Raw genomic sequence first — 23875 nt, 5'->3', positions numbered from 1 at the left:
CATGGCAGGGAGCGGCGAGCGCAGGATCATTACCGTCGCCGATCCGGCAGCGTTGGCGGAGACGGCGGCTGAGCGCGTGATCGCAAAGATTGCCGAAAACAACAGTCGCGTGGCGGTCTGCCTCACGGGCGGGTCGAGTCCGAAAGCGCTCTACGAGTTGCTGGCGACACCGGAGTATCGCGGCAGGATTCCGTGGGACCGCGTGCACTGGTTCATCGGCGACGAACGCCTGGTGCCGCGCAAGGACCCGCTGCACAATATGAGCATGGCGCGCCAGGCTTTCCTCGATCGCTGCGCGCCGGCCGCGAATGTCCATCCGATCCCGACCGATACTGCCGACCTCAAGGATCCGGACAAGAGTGCAGCGCTCTACGAGAACGAGCTGATGGCGTTCTACTGCGCGGAGCAGCTCGATCCGGCGCGGCCGCTGTTCGACCTCGTGCTGATGGGCGTCGGTCCCGATGGCCACACCGCCTCGCTATTTCCCGGTTACCCCGAGGTCGAGCAGACCGTGCGCTGGGTGGTCGGGGTGCCCAAAGCCAATGTCGAGCCATTCGTGCCACGCGTGTCGCTGACGCTGCCGGCGCTCGCCTCCTGCCGCGAGATGCTGTTCGAGATTGCCGGCCAGAACAAGCGGGCGATCTTGACGCGGCTCTTCGCAGGCGAGAACCTGCCGGCGAATCGCGCGCGATCGATAAGAGAGACCATCTGGCTCGTCGATCGGGCCGCGCTGCCGGAGGATTTTCGTGGGTGACGGGATAAGCCCCTGCGCACTGGTCGTGATGGGCGTCTCCGGCTCGGGCAAGAGCACCATCGCCGATCACCTCGCGGTCAGGATCGGCTGGCGCTACGAGGACGCCGACAGCTTTCACCCGCCCAGCAACGTCGCCAAGATGCACGCCGGCCACCCGCTCACCGACGAGGACCGATGGCCCTGGCTGCAGGCGATCGCCGCCGAGATCGATCGGACCTGCAAAGCCCGCGACCGCGCCGTGATTGCCTGCTCCGCCCTGAAGCGCGCCTATCGCGACATCCTCGTGCATGGACGCAAGGACGTCCGCATCATCTTCCTCGACGGCACGCAGGACGTGATCGCCGCGCGGCTGGCCGCGCGCATGGGCCATTTCATGCCGCCGGGCCTGCTGGCCAGCCAGTTCAGCACGCTGGAGCCGCCGACCCCGGACGAACGCCCGATCACGGTGACGATCGACAACACTGTCGAGACCATCGTCGATAACATCGTCAGCCAACTGGAGCTGGACCGACCATGACCCGCATCGCCCTTGTCGTATCCGACGTCGACGGCACGCTCCTGACCAAAGACAAGATTTTGACCGACGACGCCAAGGCGGCGGTCGGCAAGCTGCACGCGGCCGGCATCGGCTTCACCATCGTCTCCAGCCGGCCGACGATCGGAATGGGCTTCCTGGTCGCGCCGCTCGGCATCACGCTGCCGATCGGTGCCTTCAACGGCAGCTCGATCGTCGATGCGCAGCTGAAGCCGGTCGCGCAGCATCTGATCCCCTCCGCGGTGGCAAAGCGCTGCATCGACCTGCTCACCGACCATGGTGTCGACATCTGGTTGTTCACCAACGACAAATGGCTGACGCGGAATCCGGAGGGTGAATATACCGCCCACGAGCAGCGCACGATCAAGCACGATCCGACCATTGTCACGGACTTCACGCCCTATATCGGTCAGGCCTGCAAGATCGTCGGCGCCAGCTCGGACGCGGCGCTGCTGCAGCGCTGCGAGGCGGAGATGCAGCAGGCGGTCGGCAACCAGGCGATTGCGGTCCGCTCGCAGACCTACTACCTCGACGTCACGCCGCCCGGCCACGACAAGGGGACGTTCGTTGTTGATATCGCGGAGCGTCTCGGCGTATCGCTCGAGAATGTCGCCACCATCGGCGACATGCAGAACGATCTGCCGATGTTTGCGAAGAGCGGCGTCTCCTTCGCGATGGGCAATGCCAGCGACGACGTCAAGGCGCGCGCCACAAATGTCACCGAGACCAACGAGCGGGACGGTTTCGCGCGTGCGATGGACATTGTGCTGAAGACCGGTCGTTAGAGCGAGCTTAAGTCGACCGCTGCACCACCGGCTTCTCGGCCGCAGCCTTGGCGTCGCTGAGATTGTGCGCGGTGTTGATCAGCGCGATATGGGTCAAGGCCTGCGGGAAATTTCCGGTCTGCCGGCCGGCACCGCTGTCGAACTCTTCCGCCAGCAGGCCGAGATCGTTGGCGACCGTCACCACGCGGTCGAACAAAACTTGCGCCTTGTCGATATCGCCCGCCAGCACATAGGCATCCGCGAGCCAGAAGCTGCAGGCCAGGAACGCGCCCTCGATCGGCTGCGTTTCATCGGACACTTCGCGCGGGTCGTGCCGGAGTACGAAGCCGTCGCGCATCATGTATGTTTCGACCGCATCGATCGTGCCGCGGATGCGCGGATCGGTTGGAGGCAGGAAACCAACCGACGGCAGCAGCAGAATGCTGGCGTCGAGCAGCTTCGAACCGTAGGATTCCACAAAGCTGTTCAGGTCCTCGTCAAATCCCTTCTCGCAGACGTCGCGATGAATGGCCTCGCGCAGCTCTCGCCATTTGACCAGCGGCGCATTGAAGCCGAACCGCTCCGCGCTCTTGATGGCACGGTCGAAGGCGACCCAGCACATCACCTTGGAGAACACATAGTGCCGGGGCTCGTTGCGGCGCTCCCAGATGCCGTGATCCGGCTTGTCCCAGGCATCAGCGAGATGATCGACGACGGTGCACTCCAGCGCCCAGTTCTCGTCGCCGAGCTTCAACTCGGCCATGCGGGATTGGTGGAACGCGTCGATCAGTTCACCGTAGACATCGAGCTGCAGTTGCGCGTGCGCGGCGTTGCCAATCCGTACCGGCTGCGCCCCTCCATAGCCCGGCAGCCATCCGGCCTCCCATTCCAGAAGACGCCGCTGGCCCATGATGCCGTACATGATCTGCATATCGGCCGGCGTACCCGCCACCGACCGCAGCAGCCAATTGTGCCAGGCCGACGCCTCCTCGGTATAGCCCGAGTTCATCAGCGCCAGCAGCGTGAAGGTGGCATCGCGCAGCCAGCAGAACCGATAGTCCCAATTGCGCGCACCGCCGAGTTTTTCCGGCAGCGACGTCGTCGGCGCCGCGACGATGCCGCCGCTTGGTGCGTAGGTCAGCGCCTTCAGCGTGATCAGCGAGCGCATCACGAGGTCGTGGTGACGGCCGCCGTCATAGGTCGAACGGCCAGACCATTCGGTCCAGTAGTCCTCGGTGTCCTTCAGTGCCGCCTCGGGATCGATCGGCTCCGGCACCGGGAGATGCGAAGGCCCGTAGGTCAGCACAAACGGCATCGTCTCGCCCTCGCCGACCTCGAAGTCCGCGACCGTGGTCATGTCCTCGCCGCGGGTCTCGACCGGCGTGCGCAGCACGGCCATATCAGGCCCGCAGATCGCCAGTAGTCCCGATCCGTCCGGATCCCTCTTCACCCAAGGCACGTCGATGCCGAAGCCAAAGCGGATCACCAGCTCCATGCGCATCTTGACGCGGCCGCTGATCCCGCGAACGAGGCGGACCACGTCGGATGCGTGGCCGCGCGGCGGCATGAAATCGATCAGCGCAACCGCGCCGCTTTCGGTCTCGAACCGCGTCTCCAGGATCAGCGTATCGCCCTGGTAGCGGCGCGAGGTCCTCGTGATCTTTTCAGCGGGCGAGATCAGCCAGCGGCCATGCTTCGAGGTGCCGAGCAGCGCCGCGAAACAGGCGTCGGAATCGAAGGCCGGCCAGCACAGCCAGTCGATCGACCCGTCGCGGCCGACCAGCGCCGCGGTTTCGCAATCGCCGATCAATCCGTAGTCTTCGATACGAGAGGCCAAATGTCGCGCTCCGCGTTACTCCGTGCGCGACCGCTCATGCGTCGCGCGCTTGAGCGCATCGATGTCGATCGCCGATGCGAGATGTTCGATCGAGACCGGAAGCCTCCGGCGCCAGTTCGGATGTTCGTTGACGGTGCCGGGAATGTTGGGCTGGTCGGTCAGGCCGAGCAGATCCTCCATCGACACCGCCATCATGCGCGACCGGGTCCGCGCCAGGAAGCTCGCCACCGCATAGAGATCGTGGTTTGGGATGCCGTGCCGGCGCAGCAAATCGTCGAGCTGGCCGAGCGCGTCCCAGCGCCCCTGGTCGGTTTCACCGGGATCGATCCCGAGCGCGCGCTTGGTCTTGAGATCGCTGAACGACCGCCAGCCGGCATAGGTCGAGAGGTCGTGGGTGTTGAAGGTGACGAGCGCGTCCGCAATGTAATAGTCGGCGTTGCGGAAGACTTTATTGTCGTCCTGCTCGAACATCATCACCAGATAAGACCAGATGCCCCAGCCGTTCATCTGCTCGCGGAACCCCTCCGGCACCGTGCCGAGATCCTCGCCGATCACGACGCAGCGATTGGCGACGCTCTCCAGCGCGGTCGCGGCGAGCAGCGCCTCGAACGGCATCTGCACATAGGCGCCGTTGGCCGGGCCAAAGCCGCGCGGTACAAGGTAGAGCCGCCTCAGCCCGAACGCATGGTCGAGCCTGACCGCGCCGGCATGACGCATCGAGGTACGCAACATCTGCCTGAACGGCTCGAAGGCGCGCAGTTCGAGGCCCGCGGCATTGAAACCGGCGAGCCCCCAATCCTGACCGGCGGTGTTGAGCGGATCCGGCGGCGCGCCGACGCCCAGATGGCGCGAGATCGCGACCTGCTCATTCCACGCGTCGAAACCATCCGACTGCACGCCGACGGCGACGTCGAGATAAAGCCCGACCCGCATGCCGAGCTTGTGCGCGAGCGCCTGGCAGGCGCCGAGCTGCTGATCGGCGATCCACTGCACGAATTCGACGAACTCGACCTCGGCGGCGGTGTCGCGGTCCTTGCGCAGCCTGGCACAGGCCGTCGCGCCGGGCTGCCGCCATTCGTCCGGCCACTCCCACCACGGCGCGTTGAACTTGTGCCTCATCACCTCGAAGCAGGCGTAGCGCGACAGCAACTCGCCGTGTTCGCTGCGATACGCCTCGAAAGCCTGCCAGCGGCCGAGACCCGGATTGGCCTTGAACGACGCAAAGGCCGTGCGCAACGCGCGCCACTTCAGCGGGGCCACCGCGACATAATCGACGAGGTCGCGGGTGCGCAGCTGCGCCAGCGCGGCCTGCGTCCCCGCATCGATCTTGAATTCGGGGATCTTCTCGACATCGATGTAGAGTGCGTTGAGGAACAGCCGGCTGTTCGGTGAGTAAGGGCTGCAATCGCCGGGCCGATCATCGAACAGTGCGTGCAGCGGATTGAGGCCGATGCCGTCGGCGCCGACCTGATGCGCGAATTTGAGCAGGCCCTCGAGATCGGTGAAATCGCCGATACCCCAGTTGCGCGCTGAACGCACGCCATATAGCTGGACGGCGATCACCCAGCAGCGGTCGAAATCGCCACCAAAGGCGTTTTCCGGCGCGACCAGCAGCGGCAGCTCTTCGCTCGCGCCCGATGCATCGGACACCTGCAATCGATACACGCCGTCAGGCAGATCCGCGGGCCAGGCGAGGCTCCGCTTACGCGCCTCGCCTTGCGCGAGCAGCGCCGGACCGTCCATGATCTTCCAGCGCAGCGGGAGCCGGGCGGCCTCCGGCAGCTCGGTTCGCGCGGCGCGGCCGGAGCGAATGACAGCCGGCTCAGCAATGATGCGCCGCGCCGGCTGCGGAGGGAGCGCTTCGAGGATCGCCGATAGCGCCTCAGGCGTCGTCACACGGCGTTGACCGTGACCGTCGATAAATTCGGTCTGAATTCCCAGGGTCTTGGCTTTGGCGTAAAGGTCCATACGGCACGCTGCTTGCACGCAACGGTATTTGGGCCGTCGCGAAATTGTCCAGATACGGGAAAGGGTTAGACGATGCTTAACGCTCTGCCCCGGCCGGTGTTCCAAGGGAACCAATACCCGGTGAGCGGCTTTCTATATAGGTCTGGCGCGCCTCCTACCCGCCGCTGCGACGTCATTTGCCTTTCAATGGCGGCATCACCGTGAACAAAACTGCCCGACCTGTCGAGAGTGCCGGCGGCACTTTTCATATCAGCGACGTCTATCCGTCGGTCGATGGTGGCCGTTTTGCGGTCAAGCGCATCGCGGGCGAGCCTGTCGAAGTCTGGGCCGACATCTACCGTGACGGACAGGATGTGATCGCTGCCGCGCTGGTGTGGCGACATGACGCGGGCGGCGAATGGCAGCGCGCGCCGATGACACTGCACAGCAACGACCGCTGGGGTAGCGCATTCGTCCCGGATCAGCCGGGCCGCTATGTCTTCGCGATCGAGGCCTGGACCGACGAATTCGCCAGTTGGCGGCAGCGTTTCGAGCAGCAACAAACAACCGGCAGCGACCTCACGCTGGATGCGATCGAAGGTGCAGGCATGCTGACCAAGGCGCATGCCGGCGGCCCGGCGGACGCTGCCGTGATCATCAAGCAATGCGAACTTTACCTTGCGACCGGCGAGGCTGGCGCCCTGCTCGTGCCGGAATTGAAGCAGGCGATGACCGAGAGCCAGTATCGCGCCGATTTGACGCGGTCGCCGCTGTTTCCGCTCGTCGCCGACCGGCCGAGGGCGCTGAATGGCGCCTGGTACCAGATGTTTCCACGCAGCCAGGGCAAAGTGCCCGGCGAACATGCGACCTTCAACGATTGCATCGCGCGTCTCCCCGACATCGCGGCGATGGGCTTCGACGTCGTCCATCTCACACCGATCCATCCGATCGGACAAGAGCGCCGCAAGGGCCGCAACAACGCGGCCATTGCGCAGCCTGGCGATCCCGGCAGCCCCTACGCGATCGGCTCGGCCGAAGGCGGCCACGACGCCGTGCACCCGCAACTCGGCACGCTGGACGATTTCCGTGCCTTCGTCGCGGCGTGCCAAGCGCATGGCATGGAGGTCGCGCTCGACTTCGCCGTGCAGTGCTCGCCCGATCACCCCTGGTTGAAACAACATCCGCAATGGTTCAAGCGGCGTCCGGACGGATCGATGCGCACCGCCAAATATCGGCCGCAGCGATGGGACGATGTCATCAACCCCGACTTTGCCGGCGAGGATGCCGGCGCGTTATGGCACGCGCTGCGCGACGTCGTGCTGTTCTGGGTCGACCAGGGCGTCAGGATCTTCCGAGTCGACAATCCGCACACCGAGCCGCTGCCGTTCTGGGAATGGTTGATCCGCGAGGTGCAGCGCCACGACGCGAACGTGCTTTTCCTTGCGGAAGCCTTCGCGCAGCCAAAGGTGATGAAGGGCCTGGCGAAGCTCGGCTTCACACAGTCCTATACCTATTTCACCTGGCGCACGCAGCGCGGGGAGCTCGAGCAGTATCTCGGGGAATTGATCGGCTACCCCGAGCGGGACTTCTTTCGGCCGAATTTCTTCGTCAACACGCCCGATATCCTGCCCTTCCACCTGCAAAGCGGCGAATCCTGGATGTTCAAGTCGCGTCTCGCACTGGCCGCGACGCTATCGAGCAACTACGGTATCTACAGCGGCTTCGAGCTGCTGGAGCATGCGCCAATCCCCGGACGAGAAGACTATCTCAACTCCGAAAAATACGAGATCAAGGTTCGCGACTGGGAGCTATCAGGCAATATCAAGCCCTATGTCACTGCACTCAACCGGATCAGGCGCGGCAATCCGGCGCTGCAACAGACCGCCAATCTGCGCTTTATCGACATCGAGGACGGCAATGTGATCGGCTTCGTCAAGGAATCGGTCGACCAGAGCAATGTGATCGTGGCCGCGATCGCATTGACGCGCGATGCGCGCGAAGTCTGGCTTGCGCTCGGCGACATCAAGATCGGCCGCGACGATGCACGACGTTCCGTCACGGCCGTGGAAGATCTCGTCACCGGCGAGCGTTATGCGCTCGAATGGGGCGGCGTACGCCTGCGTATCGATCCCGGGCGCGATCCCGCGCTGCTGTTGCGCTGCGTGGCCTGAGGGAGCCATCATGAACGTATTCTCGTCAGTCAATACCAAGGAGACGGTCGCGACCGAGACCGCGGACCAGCTTTGGTACAAGGACGCCATCATCTATCAGCTTCACGTCAAGGCGTTTGCCGACAGCAACAATGACGGCATCGGCGACTTTGCGGGGTTGACGGAGAAGCTCGGCTATCTGCAGGAGCTCGGCGTCACCACGCTGTGGCTGCTGCCGTTCTACCCCTCGCCCGGCCGCGACGACGGCTACGACATCGGCGATTACGGCGACATCAATCCTGATTTCGGGACGATGAAGGACTTCAAGCGCTTCATCCAGGAGGCCAAGAAGCGCGGGCTGCGCGTCATCACCGAGCTCGTCATCAACCACACCTCCGACCAGCATGCCTGGTTCAAGCGCGCGCGCCGCAGCGGGCCGAATTCGAGTGCGCGAAGCTGGTATGTCTGGAGCGACACCGATCAAAAATATCCCGACACGCGGATCATCTTCACCGATACCGAGAAGTCGAACTGGACCTGGGATCCGGAAGCCGGCCAGTTCTACTGGCATCGTTTCTTCTCGCACCAGCCGGACCTGAATTTCGACAATCCGCGCGTGGTGCGCGCGATCGTGCAGGTGATGAAGCGCTGGCTGGACACCGGGGTCGACGGCTTCCGGCTCGACGCCATCCCCTATCTGTGCGAGCGCGACGGCACCAACAACGAGAACCTCCCGGAAACGCATGCCATCATCAAGCAGCTGCGCCAGGAACTCGACGCCTATGCCAAGGGCAAGGTGCTGCTCGCCGAGGCCAATCAGTGGCCGGAGGACGTGCAGGAATATTTCGGCCGCAGCGACGAATGCCACATGGCCTATCACTTCCCACTGATGCCGCGCATCTACATGGCGATCGCCCAAGAGGATCGCTTCCCGATCACCGACATCCTGCGGCAGACGCCGGATATCCCGGCCGCCTGCCAATGGGCGCTGTTCCTGCGCAATCACGACGAGCTGACGCTGGAAATGGTCACCGATGTCGAGCGCGACTATCTGTGGTCGACCTATGCCCACGATCCGCGCGCCCGGATCAATGTCGGCATCCGCCGGCGGCTCGCGCCGCTGATGGACAATGACCGGCGCAAGATCGAGCTGATGAACTCGCTGCTGCTGTCGTTTCCCGGCACGCCGATCATCTATTACGGCGACGAGATCGGCATGGGCGACAACATCTATCTCGGCGACCGCAACGGCGTGCGCACGCCGATGCAGTGGTCGCCGGACCGCAACGGCGGTTTCTCGCGCGCTGACCCCGCGCGGCTCTACGCACCGACGATCATGGACCCGGTCTACGGCTACGAGTCCGTCAACGTCGAAGCGCAGTCGCGCAGCCTGTCCTCGCTGCTCTCTGCCACCAAGCGGCTGATCGCGGTGCGCAAGTCGACGCTGGCATTCGGGCGCGGCACCATGACGTTCATCCGCCCGGAGAACCGCTCAGTGCTCGCCTATGTGCGTCAGCACCAGGGCGAGGTCATCCTGTGCGTCGCCAATCTGTCGCGCTCGGCGCAGGCAACCGAGCTCGACCTCTCCGCCTTCAGGGGCCGCATTCCGCTCGAGATGCTTGGCCGGACGCGGTTCCCGGCGATCGGTGAGCTGCCCTACATGATCACGCTCGCGCCTTACGGCTTCTACTGGTTCCAGCTGCAGGAGCGTGACAAGTCCGAGCCGGTGGTTCCGCACGCGGTGCCGGAGTTCGAGACGCTGGTGGTGCCGCTCAATTCCACCTGGATGTCATTGGCGCGCACCCGCGGCGTGTTCGAGCGCGACGTTCTGCCCGACCACCTCGCGCGCACGCGCTGGTACCCAGAGCGATCGCCAAATGCGATCCAAACGGCGCTGGTCTCCGCGATCCCGTTCTGCGACATCGGCGACAACAGGCCGTGGCTCGTCTTCTTGGAGACCACGCAGCGCGGCACCACCAGCCGCTACGTACTGCCGATGCAGATCGAGTGGGTGCGCTTCGATCGCGAGCGCTACAACCCGCGCGCCTTCGCCGCGGTGCGTCAGGGTGCGCGCGAGGGCACGCTGCTCGACGTCGCCACCGACCAGATCTTCACCGGCCTGTTCCTGCGCAATCTGCGAGAGAGTCTGACGGTCGATGAAGGCGAGCAAGGCCTGAAGCTTGAGTTCCGGCCGACCAACCGCTTCGCCGACAAGGCTATCCGGCAGCCGGAGCGTCTTCGCGTCTACGAAAACGATCAGCCGCACTCGACCGCGCTGGTCGACAACGAATACGTCACCAAGATCTACCGGAAGCTTGAGGTCGGCATCAATCCGGAGGTCGAGATCGGCCGCTTCCTCACCGAAGTGGTGGGTTTTCCCAACAGCCCCGCTTTGCTCGGCACCGCCGAGCTGATCGAGGGCGACAAACGCAGCGCGATCGCGGTCCTGCATGCCTTCGTGGTCAACCAGGGCGATCTCTGGACCGTTACCGCCGGCCGCCTTGATCGATTCGTCGACACGCAGCGTGTGCTGGCCGCCAGCCAACACCCGACCGAAAACGACGATCAGGGATCCTATCTGCACTACACGTCGCAGAGCGGGAAACGCCTGGCCGAGCTGCACATCGCGCTCGCCAGCAACAGGGATCTGCCGGATTTCGCGCCGGAGCCGACGCGGCCCGAAGACGTGCAGCGTTGGAACGACGAGATCATGGCGCGGGCCGAGCGGGTGTTCGACACGCTGAAGCAGCGGCGCGATACATTGAAGGAAGCCGACCGTCTGTTGGCCGACCGGTTGCTGGCCCAGCACGACATGCTGCCGGACCGGCTGAAGGCGCTGCTGCCGCGCGACATCGAGGGCCTCAACATCCGCCATCATGGCGACCTCCATCTCGGCCAGGTGCTGGTCGTCAAGGACGACGTCTTCATCATCGATTTCGATGGCGGGCCGGGCCGGACCATCACAGAACGCCGTCGCAAGGCACCGGCTGCGCGGGACGTTGCCGGCCTGATCCGCTCGATCGACTACGCGACGACGGCTGCCCTGGAACGAGCGCTCGAGGTCGTTTCAGACGAAAGCGGCAAGTTGAGCCTCGCTTTGGCCGAATGGCGCGAGCGGGCGGCGGCCTCCTTCCTGGGCGCTTATCGCGAGACGATGGCCGGCCAGCGCCTGTGGCCGGCCGACGCCAAGGCCGCCGAGCGGCTCCTCGGCTTTTTCCTGCTTGAGAAAGCCTTCTACGAGATCGAATATGAACTGGCCAACCGGCCGGATTGGCTGCGGGTCCCACTGACAGGCCTGTTGAGGATCCTGGCGCAACAGCCGCATGAGGTTGCATGACCAAATTGCCCGCCGAGGCCTATGCCATCATCGAGGGCCGTCACGCGGATCCCTTCCATTATCTCGGTCTCCACACCGAGGGGGATCGCAGCGTCGTGCGCGCCTTCCTGCCTGACGCCAGCAATGTCGAGGCGATCGGCGAGCATGGCGAGACGGCGCCGCTCACCCGGATTCATGATGCCGGCCTGTTCGCCGGCCCGCTGCCGAACGGCTCGACGCGCTACCAGCTCCGCGCACGCTTCGGCGACACCATCGTCGAGCTCGAGGACGCCTACCGGTTTCTGCCGATCCTGAGCGATTTCGACCTCTATCTGCTCGGCGAGGGCACCCATCAGCGCATCTACGACACGCTCGGCGCGCATCCAATGACGCTCGACGGCGTCGATGGCATAGGCTTCGTGGTGCTGGCCCCGAATGCCCGGCGGGTCAGCGTGGTCGGCGACTTCAATTTCTGGGACCCGCGGCGGCATCCGATGCGCGTCCGCGGCGCCGGCTATTGGGAGTTGTTCATCCCGCGCGCGCGCGTCGGCGACCACTACAAGTTCGACATCGTCGGGTCGAACGGCCAGCATTTAGCGCTGAAGTCCGATCCCATGGCCTTCGCCACCGAGGTCCGGCCGAAGACCGCCTCGATCGTGTACGATGAGCGCACGATCCCGCATCCGCGCCCGGCTCCCGACGGCATCAACGCGCTGCGGGCTCCGATGTCGATCTATGAAGTCCATCTCGGCTCCTGGCGGCGCAAGGGTCGCAATGAGTGGCTGACCTATCGCGAGCTTGCCGAGCAGCTTCCAGCTTACGCTCGCGACATGGGCTTCACCCATGTCGAATTCCTGCCGGTCAGCGAGCATCCGTTCGACGGCTCCTGGGGCTATCAGCCGACCGGCATGTTCGCGCCGACCAGCCGCTTCGGCTCGCCGGACGACTTTTCCGCGCTGGTCGATGCCTGCCATCGCGAAGGGCTGGCCGTGCTGCTCGACTGGGTCCCAGGGCATTTCCCCGACGATCCGCACGCGCTCGGCCGTTTCGACGGCACTGCGCTTTACGAGCACGCCAACCCGTTGCAGGGCCGCCATCTCGACTGGGGCACGCTGATCTACAATTACGGGCGCACCGAGGTCACCAACTTCCTGGTGTCGAATGCGCTGTTCTGGCTCGAGCGCTACGGCATCGACGGCCTGCGCGTCGATGCCGTCGCCTCCATGCTCTATCTCGACTACAGCCGCCCCGCCGGCGGCTGGATTCCGAACAAATATGGCGGCCGGGAAAACATCGAGGCCATCGACTTCCTGCGCCGCTTCAACACGGAATTGTTCGCGCGCTTTCCGCAGGCGACGACTGCGGCCGAGGAATCCACCGCATGGCCACAGGTGTCGCGTCCCGTCGAATTTGGCGGGCTCGGCTTCGGCTACAAATGGAACATGGGCTGGATGCACGACACGCTGAAATATATCGGCAAGGATCCGATCCACCGCAAACACCATCACGGCGATATCCTGTTCGGCCTGCAATACGCCTTCTCGGAGAACTTCATCCTGCCGCTGTCGCATGACGAGGTCGTGCACGGCAAACGCTCGATCCTGGGGCGGATGCCCGGCGACGAGTGGCAGCGCTTTGCCAATCTGCGCGCCTATTACAGCTTCATGTTCGGTCATCCCGGCAAGAAGCTGTTGTTCATGGGCTGCGAATTCGGCCAGGTGCGCGAGTGGGACCACGATCACTCGCTGGATTGGCATCTGACCGAGCAGCCGAAACATGCCGGCGTGCAGAACCTGATCCGCGACCTCAACCGCCTCTATCGCGCATTGCCGGCGCTGCACGAGCTGGATTGCGACCAGGCCGGGTTCGAATGGGTTGTCACCAACGACGCCAACCACAATCTGTTTGCCTGGATCAGGAAGGGCAGCGCTGCGCGCGCGCGCTGCCTCGTGGTCGTGAACTTCTCGCCCAACGTCTATCGCAACTATCGCGTCCGGGTGCCGTTCGCCGGCAAATGGCACGAGGTGCTCAACTCGGATTCCGCGCATTACGGCGGCAGCAATGTCGGCAATATCGGCGAGGTCCGTGCCTCGGAGGGCGCAACGCCCGAGCTGAGCCTGACGATTCCACCGCTCGCTGCGATCTTCCTCGTACCGGAAAGCTGATCCATGCGACTAACGGAGGGGACGTCCTCGCGGCTTGGCGCCAGCTGGGACGGCAGGGGTACTAACTTTGCGCTGTTCTCCGCCAATGCGGAGAAGGTGGAGCTGTGCCTGTTCGACGGCCAGGGCCGCCGCGAGCTCGAGCGGGTCGAATTGCCCGAGCGTACCGAGGACGTCTGGCACGGCTATCTCAACGACATCTCGCCGGGCCAGCTCTACGGCTATCGCGTCTACGGCGCCTACGCGCCGGAGCGCGGCCACCGCTTCAACTCCAACAAGCTGCTGCTCGATCCCTATGCCAAGCGGCTCGCAGGAAGGCTGGTCTGGAGCGACGCGCATTTCGCCTACCGCACCGGCAGCGCACGCGAGGACCTTTCGTTCGACCGGCGCGACAACGCGCGCGGCATGCCGAAGGCCGTGGTGGTCGACGAGACCTTCAACTGGGGGCGCCGCGAGATCCGGCCGCAAATCCCCTGGCAAGACACCATCATCTATGAGGCCCACATCAAGGGCCTGACGCAGAAGCGCGAGGACGTGCCACCGGGTTTGCGGGGCACCTATGGCGGCCTGTCGTCACCCGCAATGATCGACCACCTCAAGCGGCTCGGCGTCACCACCGTGGAGCTGTTGCCGATCCACGGACTGATCGACGACCGCACGCTCGTCGAGAAGAAGCTGGTGAACTACTGGGGCTACAACACTATCGCGTTCTTCGCGCCGGAGGCACGCTACGCGCAAGACAATGCGCTGGATTCCTTCCGTACCACGGTGGCCCGGCTGCACGACGCCGGCATCGAAGTGCTGCTCGACGTCGTCTACAACCACACCGCCGAAGGCAACCATATGGGCCCGACGCTGTGCTTCCGCGGCATCGACAATGCGTCCTACTACTGGCTGAACCGCGAGAACCCGCGCTTCTATGACGACTTCACCGGCTGCGGCAGCTCGGTCAACCTCACCCATCCGCGCGTGTTGCAGATGGTGATGGACTCGCTGCGCTACTGGGTCGAGGTCTGCCATGTCGACGGCTTCCGCTTCGATCTCGCCACGACGCTGGCGCGCGGCCCGAACGGATTCGATCGCAACCATCCGTTCCTGACGGCGATTCGCCAGGACCCGGTGCTGGCGACCGTGAAGATGGTGGCCGAGCCCTGGGACCTCGGCCTCGGCGGCTATCAGGTCGGCGCGTTTCCGTCGCAATGGTCGGAATGGAACGATCGTTACCGCAGCGCGATGCGGCGCTACTGGAGTGGCGAAGGCAGTCTGATCGGCGAAATCTCGGGCCGCATGACCGCGTCCTCGGACCTGTTCCACCATGACAACCGTACGACCCGCGCCGGCATCAACCACATCACGGTGCATGACGGATTCACCCTGGCCGACCTGTTCAGCTACAATGAGAAGCACAACGAGGCCAATGGCGAGGACAATCGCGACGGCTCGAACGACAATCACTCCAACAATAGCGGCCATGAGGGCCCGACCGACGATCCCGATATCAATGCGCTGAGACGGCAGCTCCGGAAGAACCAGCTCGCCTGTCTCCTGCTTGCCCAGGGAACACCGCTGATCCTCGCCGGCGACGAGGTCGCCAACACCCAGAATGGCAACAACAACGCCTATTGCCAGGACAACGAGACCGGCTGGGTCGGCTGGGAGAACCTCGGCACGGACGACGACATCATCGATTTCATCGGCCACCTGGCCGCGCTGCGGCGCCGCTTCGGCCAGATCCGCTGCCAGCGCTGGCTCGACGGCCTTCGCGCCGATGGCACCTATGGTGTGCTGTGGCTGACGCCGTCGGCCGATGAGATGACGGAATCCGACTGGAAATTCCCCGAAGGCCGGTTCCTCGCCTTCGTGCTCGGGCCGATGGAACAGGAGCAGGCGCCGATCTTTATCGTGCTGAACGCCGCACCGGAGGAGATCGCATTCAAGATGCCGAAGATGGCGGATTACAAGAGCTGGCAGCAAGTGCTGAACACCACGACGAGCCAACAGGACGGTGCCGCCTTTGCCTCGGGCGCTGACAGCAACGCGCCGCCGCGCTCGGTGCTTGCCTTTGCAGGCTCCGCATGAATGTCCATCACTTCGGCCCCGAGCTCACTCACGACGGCACGCGCTTTCGGCTATGGGCGCCGGCCGCGAAGCGCGTCGACGTTCTGCTCGACAAGCCGCACCCGCTGACACGCGACGCAGCCGGCTGGTACATCGCCGAGATCCCGGGCATGGGCGCAGGCGCTCGCTACAAATTCCGGGTCGATGACGAGATCGACGTGCCCGATCCGGCGTCCGCCTTCCAGCCGGACGACGTGTTCGGCCCGAGCGAGGTGATCGACCATTCCGCTTTCAAATGGCGCGCCACGGCGTGGCGCGGGCGTCCCTGGCATGAAGCGGTCGTTCTCGAGGCCCATGTCGGCACCTTCACCCCTGAGGGCACCTATCGCGCCATGATCGACAAGCTCGATCATCTGGTCGCGACCGGCATCACCGCGATCGAGCTGATGCCGCTTGCGGATTTCGCTGGGCGCCGCAACTGGGGCTATGACGGCGTGCTGTGGTATGCGCCCGACAGCGCCTATGGCCGTCCTGATGACCTCAAGACCCTGATCGACGAGGCCCATCTGCGCGGTCTGATGGTGATGCTCGACGTGGTCTATAATCACTTCGGCCCCGAGGGAAACTATCTTGGCCGCTATGCGCCGGCCTTCTTCACCGACGCCAAGACGCCGTGGGGCAGCGCGATCGACTATCGTGTCCCCGAGGTGCACGCCTTCGCAATCGAAAACGCAGTGTCCTGGCTGCGCAACTATCGCTTCGATGGACTGCGCCTCGATGCCGTCGATACTATCATCGACGAGGACGGCGTTTCAGTCCTGCGTGACCTCAGCGTCGCAGCTGGACGGCTCGCGGCCGAGACCGGCCGTCACATCAACCTCGTGCTCGAAAACGGCGAAAACCGCGCCAGCCTGCTGGACGCCACAGAGAAGCCTCCGCACGGCAAATATCGGGCACAGTGGAACGACGACTACCATCATGTCTGGCGCGTGCTCCTGACGGGTGAATCGCAAGGCTACTACGCCGACTATCAACATGCGCCGGCGGACCAGCTCGCCCGCGCGCTGTCGTCCGGCTACGTCTATCAAGGCCACGCCTCGAAGTTTCGCGGCGGCAAGCGCCGCGGCGAGCCAAGCGGAGCACTGCCGCCGACCTGCTTCATCGACTTCTTGCAGAATCACGACCAGATCGGCAACCGTCCGCTTGGCGATCGCCTCGTGACCGTCGCAAAGCCGGCCGCGCTGGAGACCGCGCTGGCCGTGACGCTGATCGCGCCAGCGACACCGATGTTGTTCATGGGCGAGGAATGGGGCGCGACGTCGCCGTTTCCATTCTTCTGCGATTTCAAGGGCGATCTCGCCGATGCGGTTCGCCAGGGACGGCGCAAGGAATTCGCCTGGGCATTCGAAAAATACGGCAACGACATTCCCGACCCGCTCGACGAAAAGACCATGCGATCCGCCGTGCTCGACTGGATGGCGCTCGCGCACGACCCGGGCCGCAGGCGACTGGCGCTGGTGCGTGACCTGCTCACGGTCAGGCACCGCGAGATCACGCCGCGGCTTGCGGGCGCGCGTTTCGGCGAGGCTCATGTCGCGAACGACCTCTTGACTGCGCATTGGCAGATGGGTGACGGCAAAACGCTGCAGCTTGCGGTCAATCTCTCCGACCGCGATCTCCCCGCTACGTCGGAGATCAAGGGAACCCTGATCTGGGGCCGTGCGTTGTCGGATCACATCCCCGCCTGGTCGGTGCGCTGGTACATCGGATAGAACAATGCCTCCCGCGATCCCGATCGCGACATACCGCCTGCAACTCACTGCCGATTTCGACTTCGATGCCGCAGCCCGCGTGCTGCCGTATCTGAAGGCACTCGGCATCAGTCACGTCTATGCCTCGCCCTTCACCAAGGCGCGCAAGGGCTCGACGCACGGCTATGATGTCGTCGACCACACCAAATTCAATCCGGAGCTCGGCGGCGAGGCCGGATTCTCACGGCTGAGCGATGCGCTGAAACAAAATGACCTCGGCCTGATCCTCGACTTCGTGCCTAACCATGTCGGCGTGCATTTTGCCGACAATCCGTGGTGGCTCGATGTGCTGGAATGGGGTCAAACCTCGCCGCACGCGGTCTCCTTCGACATCGACTGGGACCTGCTGCCCTATCGTGCCCGCGGCGGCGTGCTGCTGCCGATCCTCGGCTCGTCCTATGGCCAGGCGCTGGAGCGGGGCGAGATCGAGCTGCGCTACGACGAAGCCGAAGGCAGCTTCTCCGCCTGGTACTTTGAACATCGCCTGCCGATCGCACCCGAGCGCTATGGCGAGGTGCTGCGGGCTATCGTCCGCGAATCCGGCGCCGAGGACAGCGCGGCTGGACGCGCGATGCTCGACCTCGCCGCGCGATACCGGGGACTGCGTCACCCCAACCGCACCGAGGCTCCCACTCTCAAGGCCGAGTTGCGCGCGATCGACGGCGGCGCCGGCGTCATCGCGCGCGGGCTCACCGCCTATCGCGCCGCCAAGGATCGTCCGACCCAGACGCTGGCGCTGCATCATTTGCTGGAGCGCCAGCACTACAAGCTCGGCCACTGGCGGCTCGCCTCCAGTGACATCAACTACCGCCGCTTCTTCGACGTCAACACGCTCGCTGGCCTGAGAGTCGAGGATGCCGGCACCTTCGAGGCGAGCCACAGCCTGGTGAAGCGGTTGATCGCGGAAGACCGGCTGCAGGGCTTACGCCTCGACCATATCGACGGCCTGCGCGATCCGGCGCAGTACTTCCAGCGCCTGCGCCGCCTGATCCGCTCCGCGCAAGGCGCGAAGGCAAAGCCGTTCTACATCGTGGTCGAGAAGATCCTCGGCGAGGACGAGAAGCTGCCGGCGTTCACCGGCGTCGACGGCACCACCGGCTATGAATGGATGAACGTGATCAGCCAGGTGCTGGTCGACGGCAGCGGCCTCGATCCGCTCAACGAGATCTGGCGCCAAATCAGCAACCAGTCGCCCAATCTGGTGCCGGTGCTGCGCGAGGCCAAGCGGCGGGTGCTCGAGACGCTGCTAACCAGCGAATTCACCGTGCTCACACGCTTGCTGGCGCGGATCGCCGGCGGCCACTATTCGACCCGCGACTTTTCGGCCGACAGCCTGCGCCAGGCGCTCGAACTCTACGTGCTGCACTTCCCGGTCTATCGCACCTATCTGACGCCGTCGGGCGCAAAGGCGCATGACCGCGCGCTGATCGTTGAGACGATCGCGCGCGCCCGCGCCGACTGGTTCGCGGCCGACGAAGGCATCTTCGATTTCCTGCGCGATGCCCTGACCATGGACCTGCTCAAGCCCGGCCGTCCACCGCACGGCGCGCCGCGGGTCCGCCGTTTCGCGCTGAAGGTCCAGCAGTTCACCGGGCCGATGATGGCGAAGTCGCTGGAGGACACCACCTTCTATCGCTATCACCGCCTGGTGGCGCTGAACGAGGTCGGCGGCGATCCAGCAGCAGGCGCGCTTCCCGCCGGCCGTTTCCACACAATGATGCAGGCCCGTATCAGCGAATGGCCGCATGGCATGACCGCGACCGCAACCCACGACACCAAGCGCGGCGAGGACGCCCGCACGCGGATCATGGCACTTGCCGAGATCCCCGGCGAATGGACCAGCGCGGTCGCACGCTGGAAGGTGTTGAATGCGCCGCACCTGGTGCTCGACGGCGAGATGCGCGCACCATCGGCGACCTTCGAATACATGCTGTATCAGGCGCTGATCGGCGCCTGGGAGCCGGACGACCCCTCGTTTGTCGAGCGCATGCAGGCCTACGCCCTGAAGGCGGCGCGCGAAGGCAAGCAGGAGACGAGCTGGCTCAATCCGCATCAAGCTTACGAAGACGGCGTCAAAACCTTTATCGAACGGATCCTGGATCGCAAGACATCCGCCGAATTCCTGGATTCGCTGGAGACTCTGGCGCAACGTACGGCCCGGATCGGCGCGTTGAACTCGCTCAGCCAAGTCACGCTGAAGGCGACGATGCCGGGTGTGCCGGATTTCTATCAGGGCACCGAACTCTGGGATTTTTCGCTTGTCGATCCCGACAACCGGCGGCCGGTCGATTTTGCGGAGCGAGCCGAACTACTTGCCGCGACCGAAGCACCCGATTGGGGCGCGCTCGCGCAAAGCTGGCGCGATGGCCGGTTGAAGCTCGCATGGACGCGGCATCTGCTGCGGCTGCGGAACGAAGTGCCCGATGTCTTCGCTAGCGGCGGCTATGAGCCGCTCGAGGTTGACGGCCCGCATCGCGACCACGTCATCGCGTTCGCCCGGCGCCACGGCCGCGACGCTGTTATCGTCACGGTGGCCAGGTGGTTTGCCCCGTTCACGCAAAGCGGGCGCGCATGGCCGCGTCCGGACGCCTTCGACGGCACAATCGACGTGACGGGATATGCGACGGAGGTCGGCACGAACAGGCTTCCGCTTTCGACACTGTTCGAGCAGCTGCCTGTTGCGGTGCTGCGAGCGAGGACCCCTGCCAAGGGATCGAAGCGAAAGCAGAGCCGTCCGTAGAAGCGCGGAGGCCGTCCGGGATCGACGGCCGGACGGCCTGGCGGATGTCGTGCCGGTTACGAAGGCCGGTTCCCTCCCTCCGCGCTTGCCGTGATAGTCCGGCAAATTCGTTACCGAGAGGCTGACGACCGCCTGCCACGCGCGGTATTTCGTTGCTGCGGGGCACAACGATCGCCTAACCCATCAGCTGCGCTTGGTCAGCAACAACTGTCCGCTCTTCTGGATGGCGATCTGCGCGACCTCGGCGAAGCGTTGCAGCAACCATGGCAACGTCACCTCCAGCCGTACATACGCATCCTCGACGTCGAGATGCCCGGCGGCGATTTGCCCGAGCGCACGCACGCGAAAGGTCATGCGATTGTCGTCCCAATGCTCCTCGTCGACGCTCAAAACAGGCACGCTCGATGCCGCGCGCGACAAACCTGCCTTCAGGCGACGCATGGCCTCATCGCGACCGAGACGGTGGGGAATCGAAACAATGAGCGGCGCCGACATCACAAGCCCTCCTCGACCGTTACCGTTGATGTAATTCCGTTCCACACAAATGGAAGATGTACGGATTTTATCGCACCGCGAGAGCAGGAACCTTCACAGTTCCGGTTTGTTTCCTCCACGCAAAGGGCAAACGCACAGGGCCTGTGGGCTGAGGAGAGCTTGAGATGTCAATTGGAACGATCATTCTTATCATTCTGGTCATCGCGCTGCTGGGCGGCTTCAGCGGCATCGGCGGCGGACCGTTCTACGGCACCGGCTATTACGGCGGCGGCGGGCTCGGCCTCGTGGTCGTGATCCTGCTGGTTCTGCTCCTGCTCGGACGGCTGTAAGACAAGGGATCGTAGGGTGGGCAAAGGCGCACTTGCGCCGTGCCCACCATCAAGAGCAGCGCAAGAGGTGGTGGGCACGCTTCGCTTTGCCCACCCTACACAGCCGATCCCTTCCACATAAAGACTGTCATCACCCGCGAAAGCGGGTGACCCAGTATTCCAGAGACGCTGTTGGTTGATCCGATAGGTCGCGGCGTACTCGATACCCCGCCTTCGCGGGGTACGACGAATTACCGCGCCGCCAGCTTCTTCATCGCCGTCTTGATCGACGCCGCTGCGTCATCGTAGCCATCCCACGCCTTGGTCTTCGCAAGCAACGCCGGCACGGTTCGCACCGTGTATTTCTTCGGATCGAGATCGCCGCGTACCTGTGTCCAGGTCAGGGGCATCGACACCGTGGCGCCATCGCGCGCTCGCGGCGACAGCACCGAGACTGCGGTCGCAAGCCGGTCGTTGCGCAGATAGTCGAGGAAGATCTTTCCGGTGCGCTTGGCCTTGGACATGTTGAGCAGATAGCGCTCGGGCTCATCCTGGGCCATCCACTGACAAATGCCTTGCGCGAAGGCCTTGGCCTCCTTCCACGTCACCTTGTCCTTTGTACCGTGGAGCAGTGGCGTGACGACGTGAAGGCCCTTGCCACCGGTGGTCTTGCAGAAGCTTTCGAGACCGACCGCCGTCAGGCGCTGGCGCATGTCCTTGGCGGCGTCGATTACCTCGGAAAAGGCAACGTCGGGCGCGGGATCGAGGTCGAACACCAGCCGGCCTGGCGTGTCATAGGCATCGGGCGCACAATTCCAGGGATGCAGCTCGAGCCCGCCGAGTTGGGCGACCGCTGCTAATCCCTCGACCTGATCGATCTGCAGATAGGGTTTTCGGTCGCCGGAGACCTTTGCAAGTTTCAGCAGCTTCGACGTGCCCGCCATCGCGTGGCGCTGAAAGAAGGTCTCGCCCTGGATGCCGTCGGGTGCGCGCACGATCGAGCACGGCCGGCCCTTGAGATAACCGATCATCCATTCGCCGACCGTCTCGAAATATGTCGCGAGGTCGAGCTTGGTCACGGACTTGCCGTCGCCTCCGTCGGGCCACAAGGCCTTATCCGGATGGGAGATGACGACACCCATCACCTCGCTGGATGCCTTCGCCGCGCTTCTTGCCGTGCCTTTGGCCATCGGCTTCACCACTTTCGTCACAGCAGGCTTCTCCGCTTCGACCTCACGCGCCGGCTTGTCCTGGCGCAGGCCCTTGAATGCGGCCTGGCGGATGTTGCCGCCGTCGGTCCAGCCGGCGAATTCGATCTCGGCAACCAGCTCCGGCTTCAGCCAATGCACGTCGCGGGTTGCCCTCGGCGCGTCCTTGCCGCCGAACGGACTCTCGTCCGATGCGGCCGCCTTCAGCGACGGCATGATCCGCCGAACCGTGTCCTGGCCGAAACCGGTGCCGACGATGCCGACAAAGGCCAGATGACCACCGCGATAGACACCGGCCATCAGCGAGCGGAATTTGCCGTTGGTGGTCTTCCAGCCGCCGATCACGACCTCCTGGCCGGCGCGGATCTTTGCCTTGGTCCAGTCGTCGGACCGTCCGGAGCGATAGGGCGCATCGAGCTTCTTGGAGACGATGCCTTCCAGTCCGAGCTTGCGTGCCGATTCCAGCACGGTCTCGCCGCTCTCCTCGAAGTGCTCGACATAGCGGATCAGCAGATCCTTGCCTTTGCGCTTCTCGAGCAGTTGCTTCAGCCGCGTCTTGCGCTCGCCCAGCAGCAGGGGGCGCAAATCCTCCTTGCCGGCAAACAACAGATCGAAGGCGAAGAAGATCAGCCAGTTCGTCTTGCCGTCGGAGATTGCCGCCTGCAGCGTCGAGAAATCCGGAACGCCTCCTTCGTTGAGCGCGACGATCTCGCCATCGATCAGGGCGTCCGGCAGCTTGCCGGCCTCCTTAGCGATCGCGGCGAATTTGTCCGTCCAGTCGAGCCCCTTGCGGGTCTTCAAGACTGCTTCCCCGTCCTCGACGCGGAGTTGCACACGGTAACCGTCGAATTTGATCTCATGGCACCAGCCCGCGCCGCCGGGCGGGCTTTCAACCGATGCGCAGAGCTGCGGCGCGACGAAATCCGGCATCACCGGCACCTGTTTCGGCTTCGCCGCTGGTCGCGCTTTGGCCGGCGGCGCCTTGGCCTTGGCGCGCGCGTCGGCCGCATCGCCGCGATTGGAGTGCCAGACAGCGTCCGCCTTGGCCTTTCCGTTGCCTTTGGCCAGCATGAACGGCTTTGGCGCCCGTCCCTTGCCTTCAGCGATCTGCGCCATCGACCGCCCCGAGGCGACCGAGCGGTCCTCCTTGAGGATCTCCTCGCCGTCGCCATCCACGGCATAGTCGTCGCGGTGCTTGATCAACAGCCAATTGGTGCGCTTGCCGCCAAAGCGGTCGCCCTTCATCCGCACCAGCACCCAGCTGCCATGCAGCTTCTCGCCATCAAGCGTGAACTTCAGGTCGCCCTTCTTGAAGCCGCGTTCGGGGTCATCAGACTCCCAGTAACCGCGATCCCAGAGCTGCACCGTGCCGCCGCCATACTCGCTTTCGGGAATTGTGCCTTCGAAATCGCCGTAGTCCAGCGGGTGATCCTCAACCTCCACCGCCAGCCGCTTGTCATGCGGGTCGAGCGAGGGACCACGCGTCACCGCCCAGGACTTGAAGACGCCGTCGAATTCGAGCCTGAGATCATAGTGCAGCCGCGTCGCGTCATGCTTCTGGATGACAAAGCGCCGCTGCTTTCCGGCTGCGACCTTGACGTCGCCCGACGGCTCATCGGTCTTCTCGAAATCGCGCTTCTTGCGATAGGTGGACAGGTTTCGGAGCGACAATTGCAAGCCTCGGCGCTAACGACGGCAGCCGCCCATCCGCGGCCGTCAGGAACCAAAACCCACGGTATCCGTTCAAGTTCCAAACTCAAGCTGTTTGGAGAGGAAGCGAGGCATGACAA

The 23875-nt window shown here is 64.3% G+C and carries 14 protein-coding genes; 10 read left to right on the top strand and 4 right to left on the bottom strand.

Annotated elements, in window-relative coordinates:
• The first annotated feature begins 1 nt into the window (after window position 1).
• From pgl to UP10_RS08730, 3 genes are read left to right on the top strand one after another with little or no spacing between them, the layout of a single operon-like run.
• On the top strand, window positions 2–754 hold the full coding sequence (gene pgl, locus UP10_RS08740; RefSeq protein WP_044586944.1) for a 6-phosphogluconolactonase: 753 nt from the start codon (window positions 2–4) through the stop codon (window positions 752–754).
• 28 nt (window positions 755–782) lie between these two features.
• Window positions 783–1271: a gluconokinase gene (locus tag UP10_RS08735; RefSeq protein WP_044586943.1), complete on the top strand. Its 489-nt coding sequence runs from the start codon at window positions 783–785 to the stop codon at window positions 1269–1271.
• The gene (locus UP10_RS08730) at window positions 1268–2074 is read left to right on the top strand and encodes a Cof-type HAD-IIB family hydrolase (RefSeq protein ID WP_044586942.1); all 807 of its coding nucleotides are present in this window, start codon (window positions 1268–1270) and stop codon (window positions 2072–2074) included. Before UP10_RS08735 ends, UP10_RS08730 begins: the two co-directional genes overlap by 4 nt.
• 7 nt (window positions 2075–2081) lie before the next feature.
• Here the strand turns inward: UP10_RS08730 and UP10_RS08725 are convergent, their stop codons facing one another.
• Window positions 2082–3890, bottom strand: coding sequence for a glycoside hydrolase family 15 protein (locus UP10_RS08725; RefSeq protein ID WP_044586941.1), 1809 nt, complete (start codon window positions 3888–3890; stop codon window positions 2082–2084).
• A 15-nt stretch (window positions 3891–3905) separates the two neighbouring features.
• The gene (gene malQ, locus UP10_RS08720) at window positions 3906–5858 is read right to left on the bottom strand and encodes a 4-alpha-glucanotransferase (protein ID WP_044586940.1); all 1953 of its coding nucleotides are present in this window, start codon (window positions 5856–5858) and stop codon (window positions 3906–3908) included.
• 200 nt (window positions 5859–6058) lie between these two features.
• Here malQ and UP10_RS08715 point away from each other — a divergent pair, with 200 nt between their 5' ends.
• The 6 genes from UP10_RS08715 to treY are packed head-to-tail and all read left to right on the top strand — an operon-like array spanning window position 6059 to window position 20074.
• The gene (locus tag UP10_RS08715) at window positions 6059–8008 is read left to right on the top strand and encodes an alpha-1,4-glucan--maltose-1-phosphate maltosyltransferase (protein ID WP_044587204.1); all 1950 of its coding nucleotides are present in this window, start codon (window positions 6059–6061) and stop codon (window positions 8006–8008) included.
• A gap of 10 nt (window positions 8009–8018) precedes the next feature.
• Window positions 8019–11324: a maltose alpha-D-glucosyltransferase gene (treS, locus tag UP10_RS08710; RefSeq protein ID WP_044586939.1), complete on the top strand. Its 3306-nt coding sequence runs from the start codon at window positions 8019–8021 to the stop codon at window positions 11322–11324.
• A complete protein-coding gene (gene glgB / locus UP10_RS08705; RefSeq protein ID WP_044586938.1) occupies window positions 11321–13468 on the top strand; it encodes a 1,4-alpha-glucan branching protein GlgB in 2148 nt (715 codons plus the stop codon). The genes treS and glgB overlap by 4 nt, the downstream gene beginning before the upstream one ends.
• Window positions 13469–13471: 3 nt before the next feature.
• Complete coding sequence (gene glgX, locus UP10_RS08700) at window positions 13472–15544, top strand: glycogen debranching protein GlgX (protein WP_044586937.1); 2073 nt, start codon at window positions 13472–13474, stop codon at window positions 15542–15544.
• The gene (treZ, locus tag UP10_RS08695; protein WP_044586936.1) at window positions 15541–17295 is read left to right on the top strand and encodes a malto-oligosyltrehalose trehalohydrolase; all 1755 of its coding nucleotides are present in this window, start codon (window positions 15541–15543) and stop codon (window positions 17293–17295) included. The genes glgX and treZ overlap by 4 nt, the downstream gene beginning before the upstream one ends.
• 4 nt (window positions 17296–17299) lie before the next feature.
• Complete coding sequence (gene treY, locus UP10_RS08690; protein ID WP_044586935.1) at window positions 17300–20074, top strand: malto-oligosyltrehalose synthase; 2775 nt, start codon at window positions 17300–17302, stop codon at window positions 20072–20074.
• Between the two features lie 183 nt (window positions 20075–20257).
• On the opposite strand, the gene UP10_RS08685 is transcribed toward treY, so the two are convergent.
• Window positions 20258–20569: a polyhydroxyalkanoic acid system family protein gene (locus tag UP10_RS08685; RefSeq protein ID WP_044586934.1), complete on the bottom strand. Its 312-nt coding sequence runs from the start codon at window positions 20567–20569 to the stop codon at window positions 20258–20260.
• A 164-nt stretch (window positions 20570–20733) separates the two neighbouring features.
• On the opposite strand from UP10_RS08685, the gene UP10_RS42850 reads away from it, so the two are divergent.
• Complete coding sequence (locus tag UP10_RS42850) at window positions 20734–20898, top strand: DUF3309 family protein (RefSeq protein WP_082070007.1); 165 nt, start codon at window positions 20734–20736, stop codon at window positions 20896–20898.
• A 230-nt stretch (window positions 20899–21128) separates the two neighbouring features.
• On the opposite strand, the gene ligD is transcribed toward UP10_RS42850, so the two are convergent.
• On the bottom strand, window positions 21129–23756 hold the full coding sequence (ligD, locus tag UP10_RS08680) for a DNA ligase D (protein WP_044587203.1): 2628 nt from the start codon (window positions 23754–23756) through the stop codon (window positions 21129–21131).
• Between the last annotated feature and the right edge of the window lie 119 nt (window positions 23757–23875).

Source organism: Bradyrhizobium sp. LTSPM299 (assembly GCF_000938235.1).
GTDB lineage: Bacteria > Pseudomonadota > Alphaproteobacteria > Rhizobiales > Xanthobacteraceae > Bradyrhizobium.
Note: the sequence above shows the minus strand (reverse complement) of the source record. Positions and strands in the feature narration are given on the sequence as shown.

Coding starts and splice junctions, on each gene's coding strand:
- pgl (WP_044586944.1), top strand. CDS start 2: ATGGCAGGGAGCGGCGAGCGCAGGATCATTACCGTCGCCGATCCGGCA.
- UP10_RS08735 (WP_044586943.1), top strand. CDS start 783: ATGGGCGTCTCCGGCTCGGGCAAGAGCACCATCGCCGATCACCTCGCG.
- UP10_RS08730 (WP_044586942.1), top strand. CDS start 1,268: ATGACCCGCATCGCCCTTGTCGTATCCGACGTCGACGGCACGCTCCTG.
- malQ (WP_044586940.1), bottom strand. CDS start 5,858: ATGGACCTTTACGCCAAAGCCAAGACCCTGGGAATTCAGACCGAATTT.
- treS (WP_044586939.1), top strand. CDS start 8,019: ATGAACGTATTCTCGTCAGTCAATACCAAGGAGACGGTCGCGACCGAG.
- glgB (WP_044586938.1), top strand. CDS start 11,321: ATGACCAAATTGCCCGCCGAGGCCTATGCCATCATCGAGGGCCGTCAC.
- glgX (WP_044586937.1), top strand. CDS start 13,472: ATGCGACTAACGGAGGGGACGTCCTCGCGGCTTGGCGCCAGCTGGGAC.
- treZ (WP_044586936.1), top strand. CDS start 15,541: ATGAATGTCCATCACTTCGGCCCCGAGCTCACTCACGACGGCACGCGC.
- treY (WP_044586935.1), top strand. CDS start 17,300: ATGCCTCCCGCGATCCCGATCGCGACATACCGCCTGCAACTCACTGCC.
- UP10_RS08685 (WP_044586934.1), bottom strand. CDS start 20,569: ATGTCGGCGCCGCTCATTGTTTCGATTCCCCACCGTCTCGGTCGCGAT.
- UP10_RS42850 (WP_082070007.1), top strand. CDS start 20,734: ATGTCAATTGGAACGATCATTCTTATCATTCTGGTCATCGCGCTGCTG.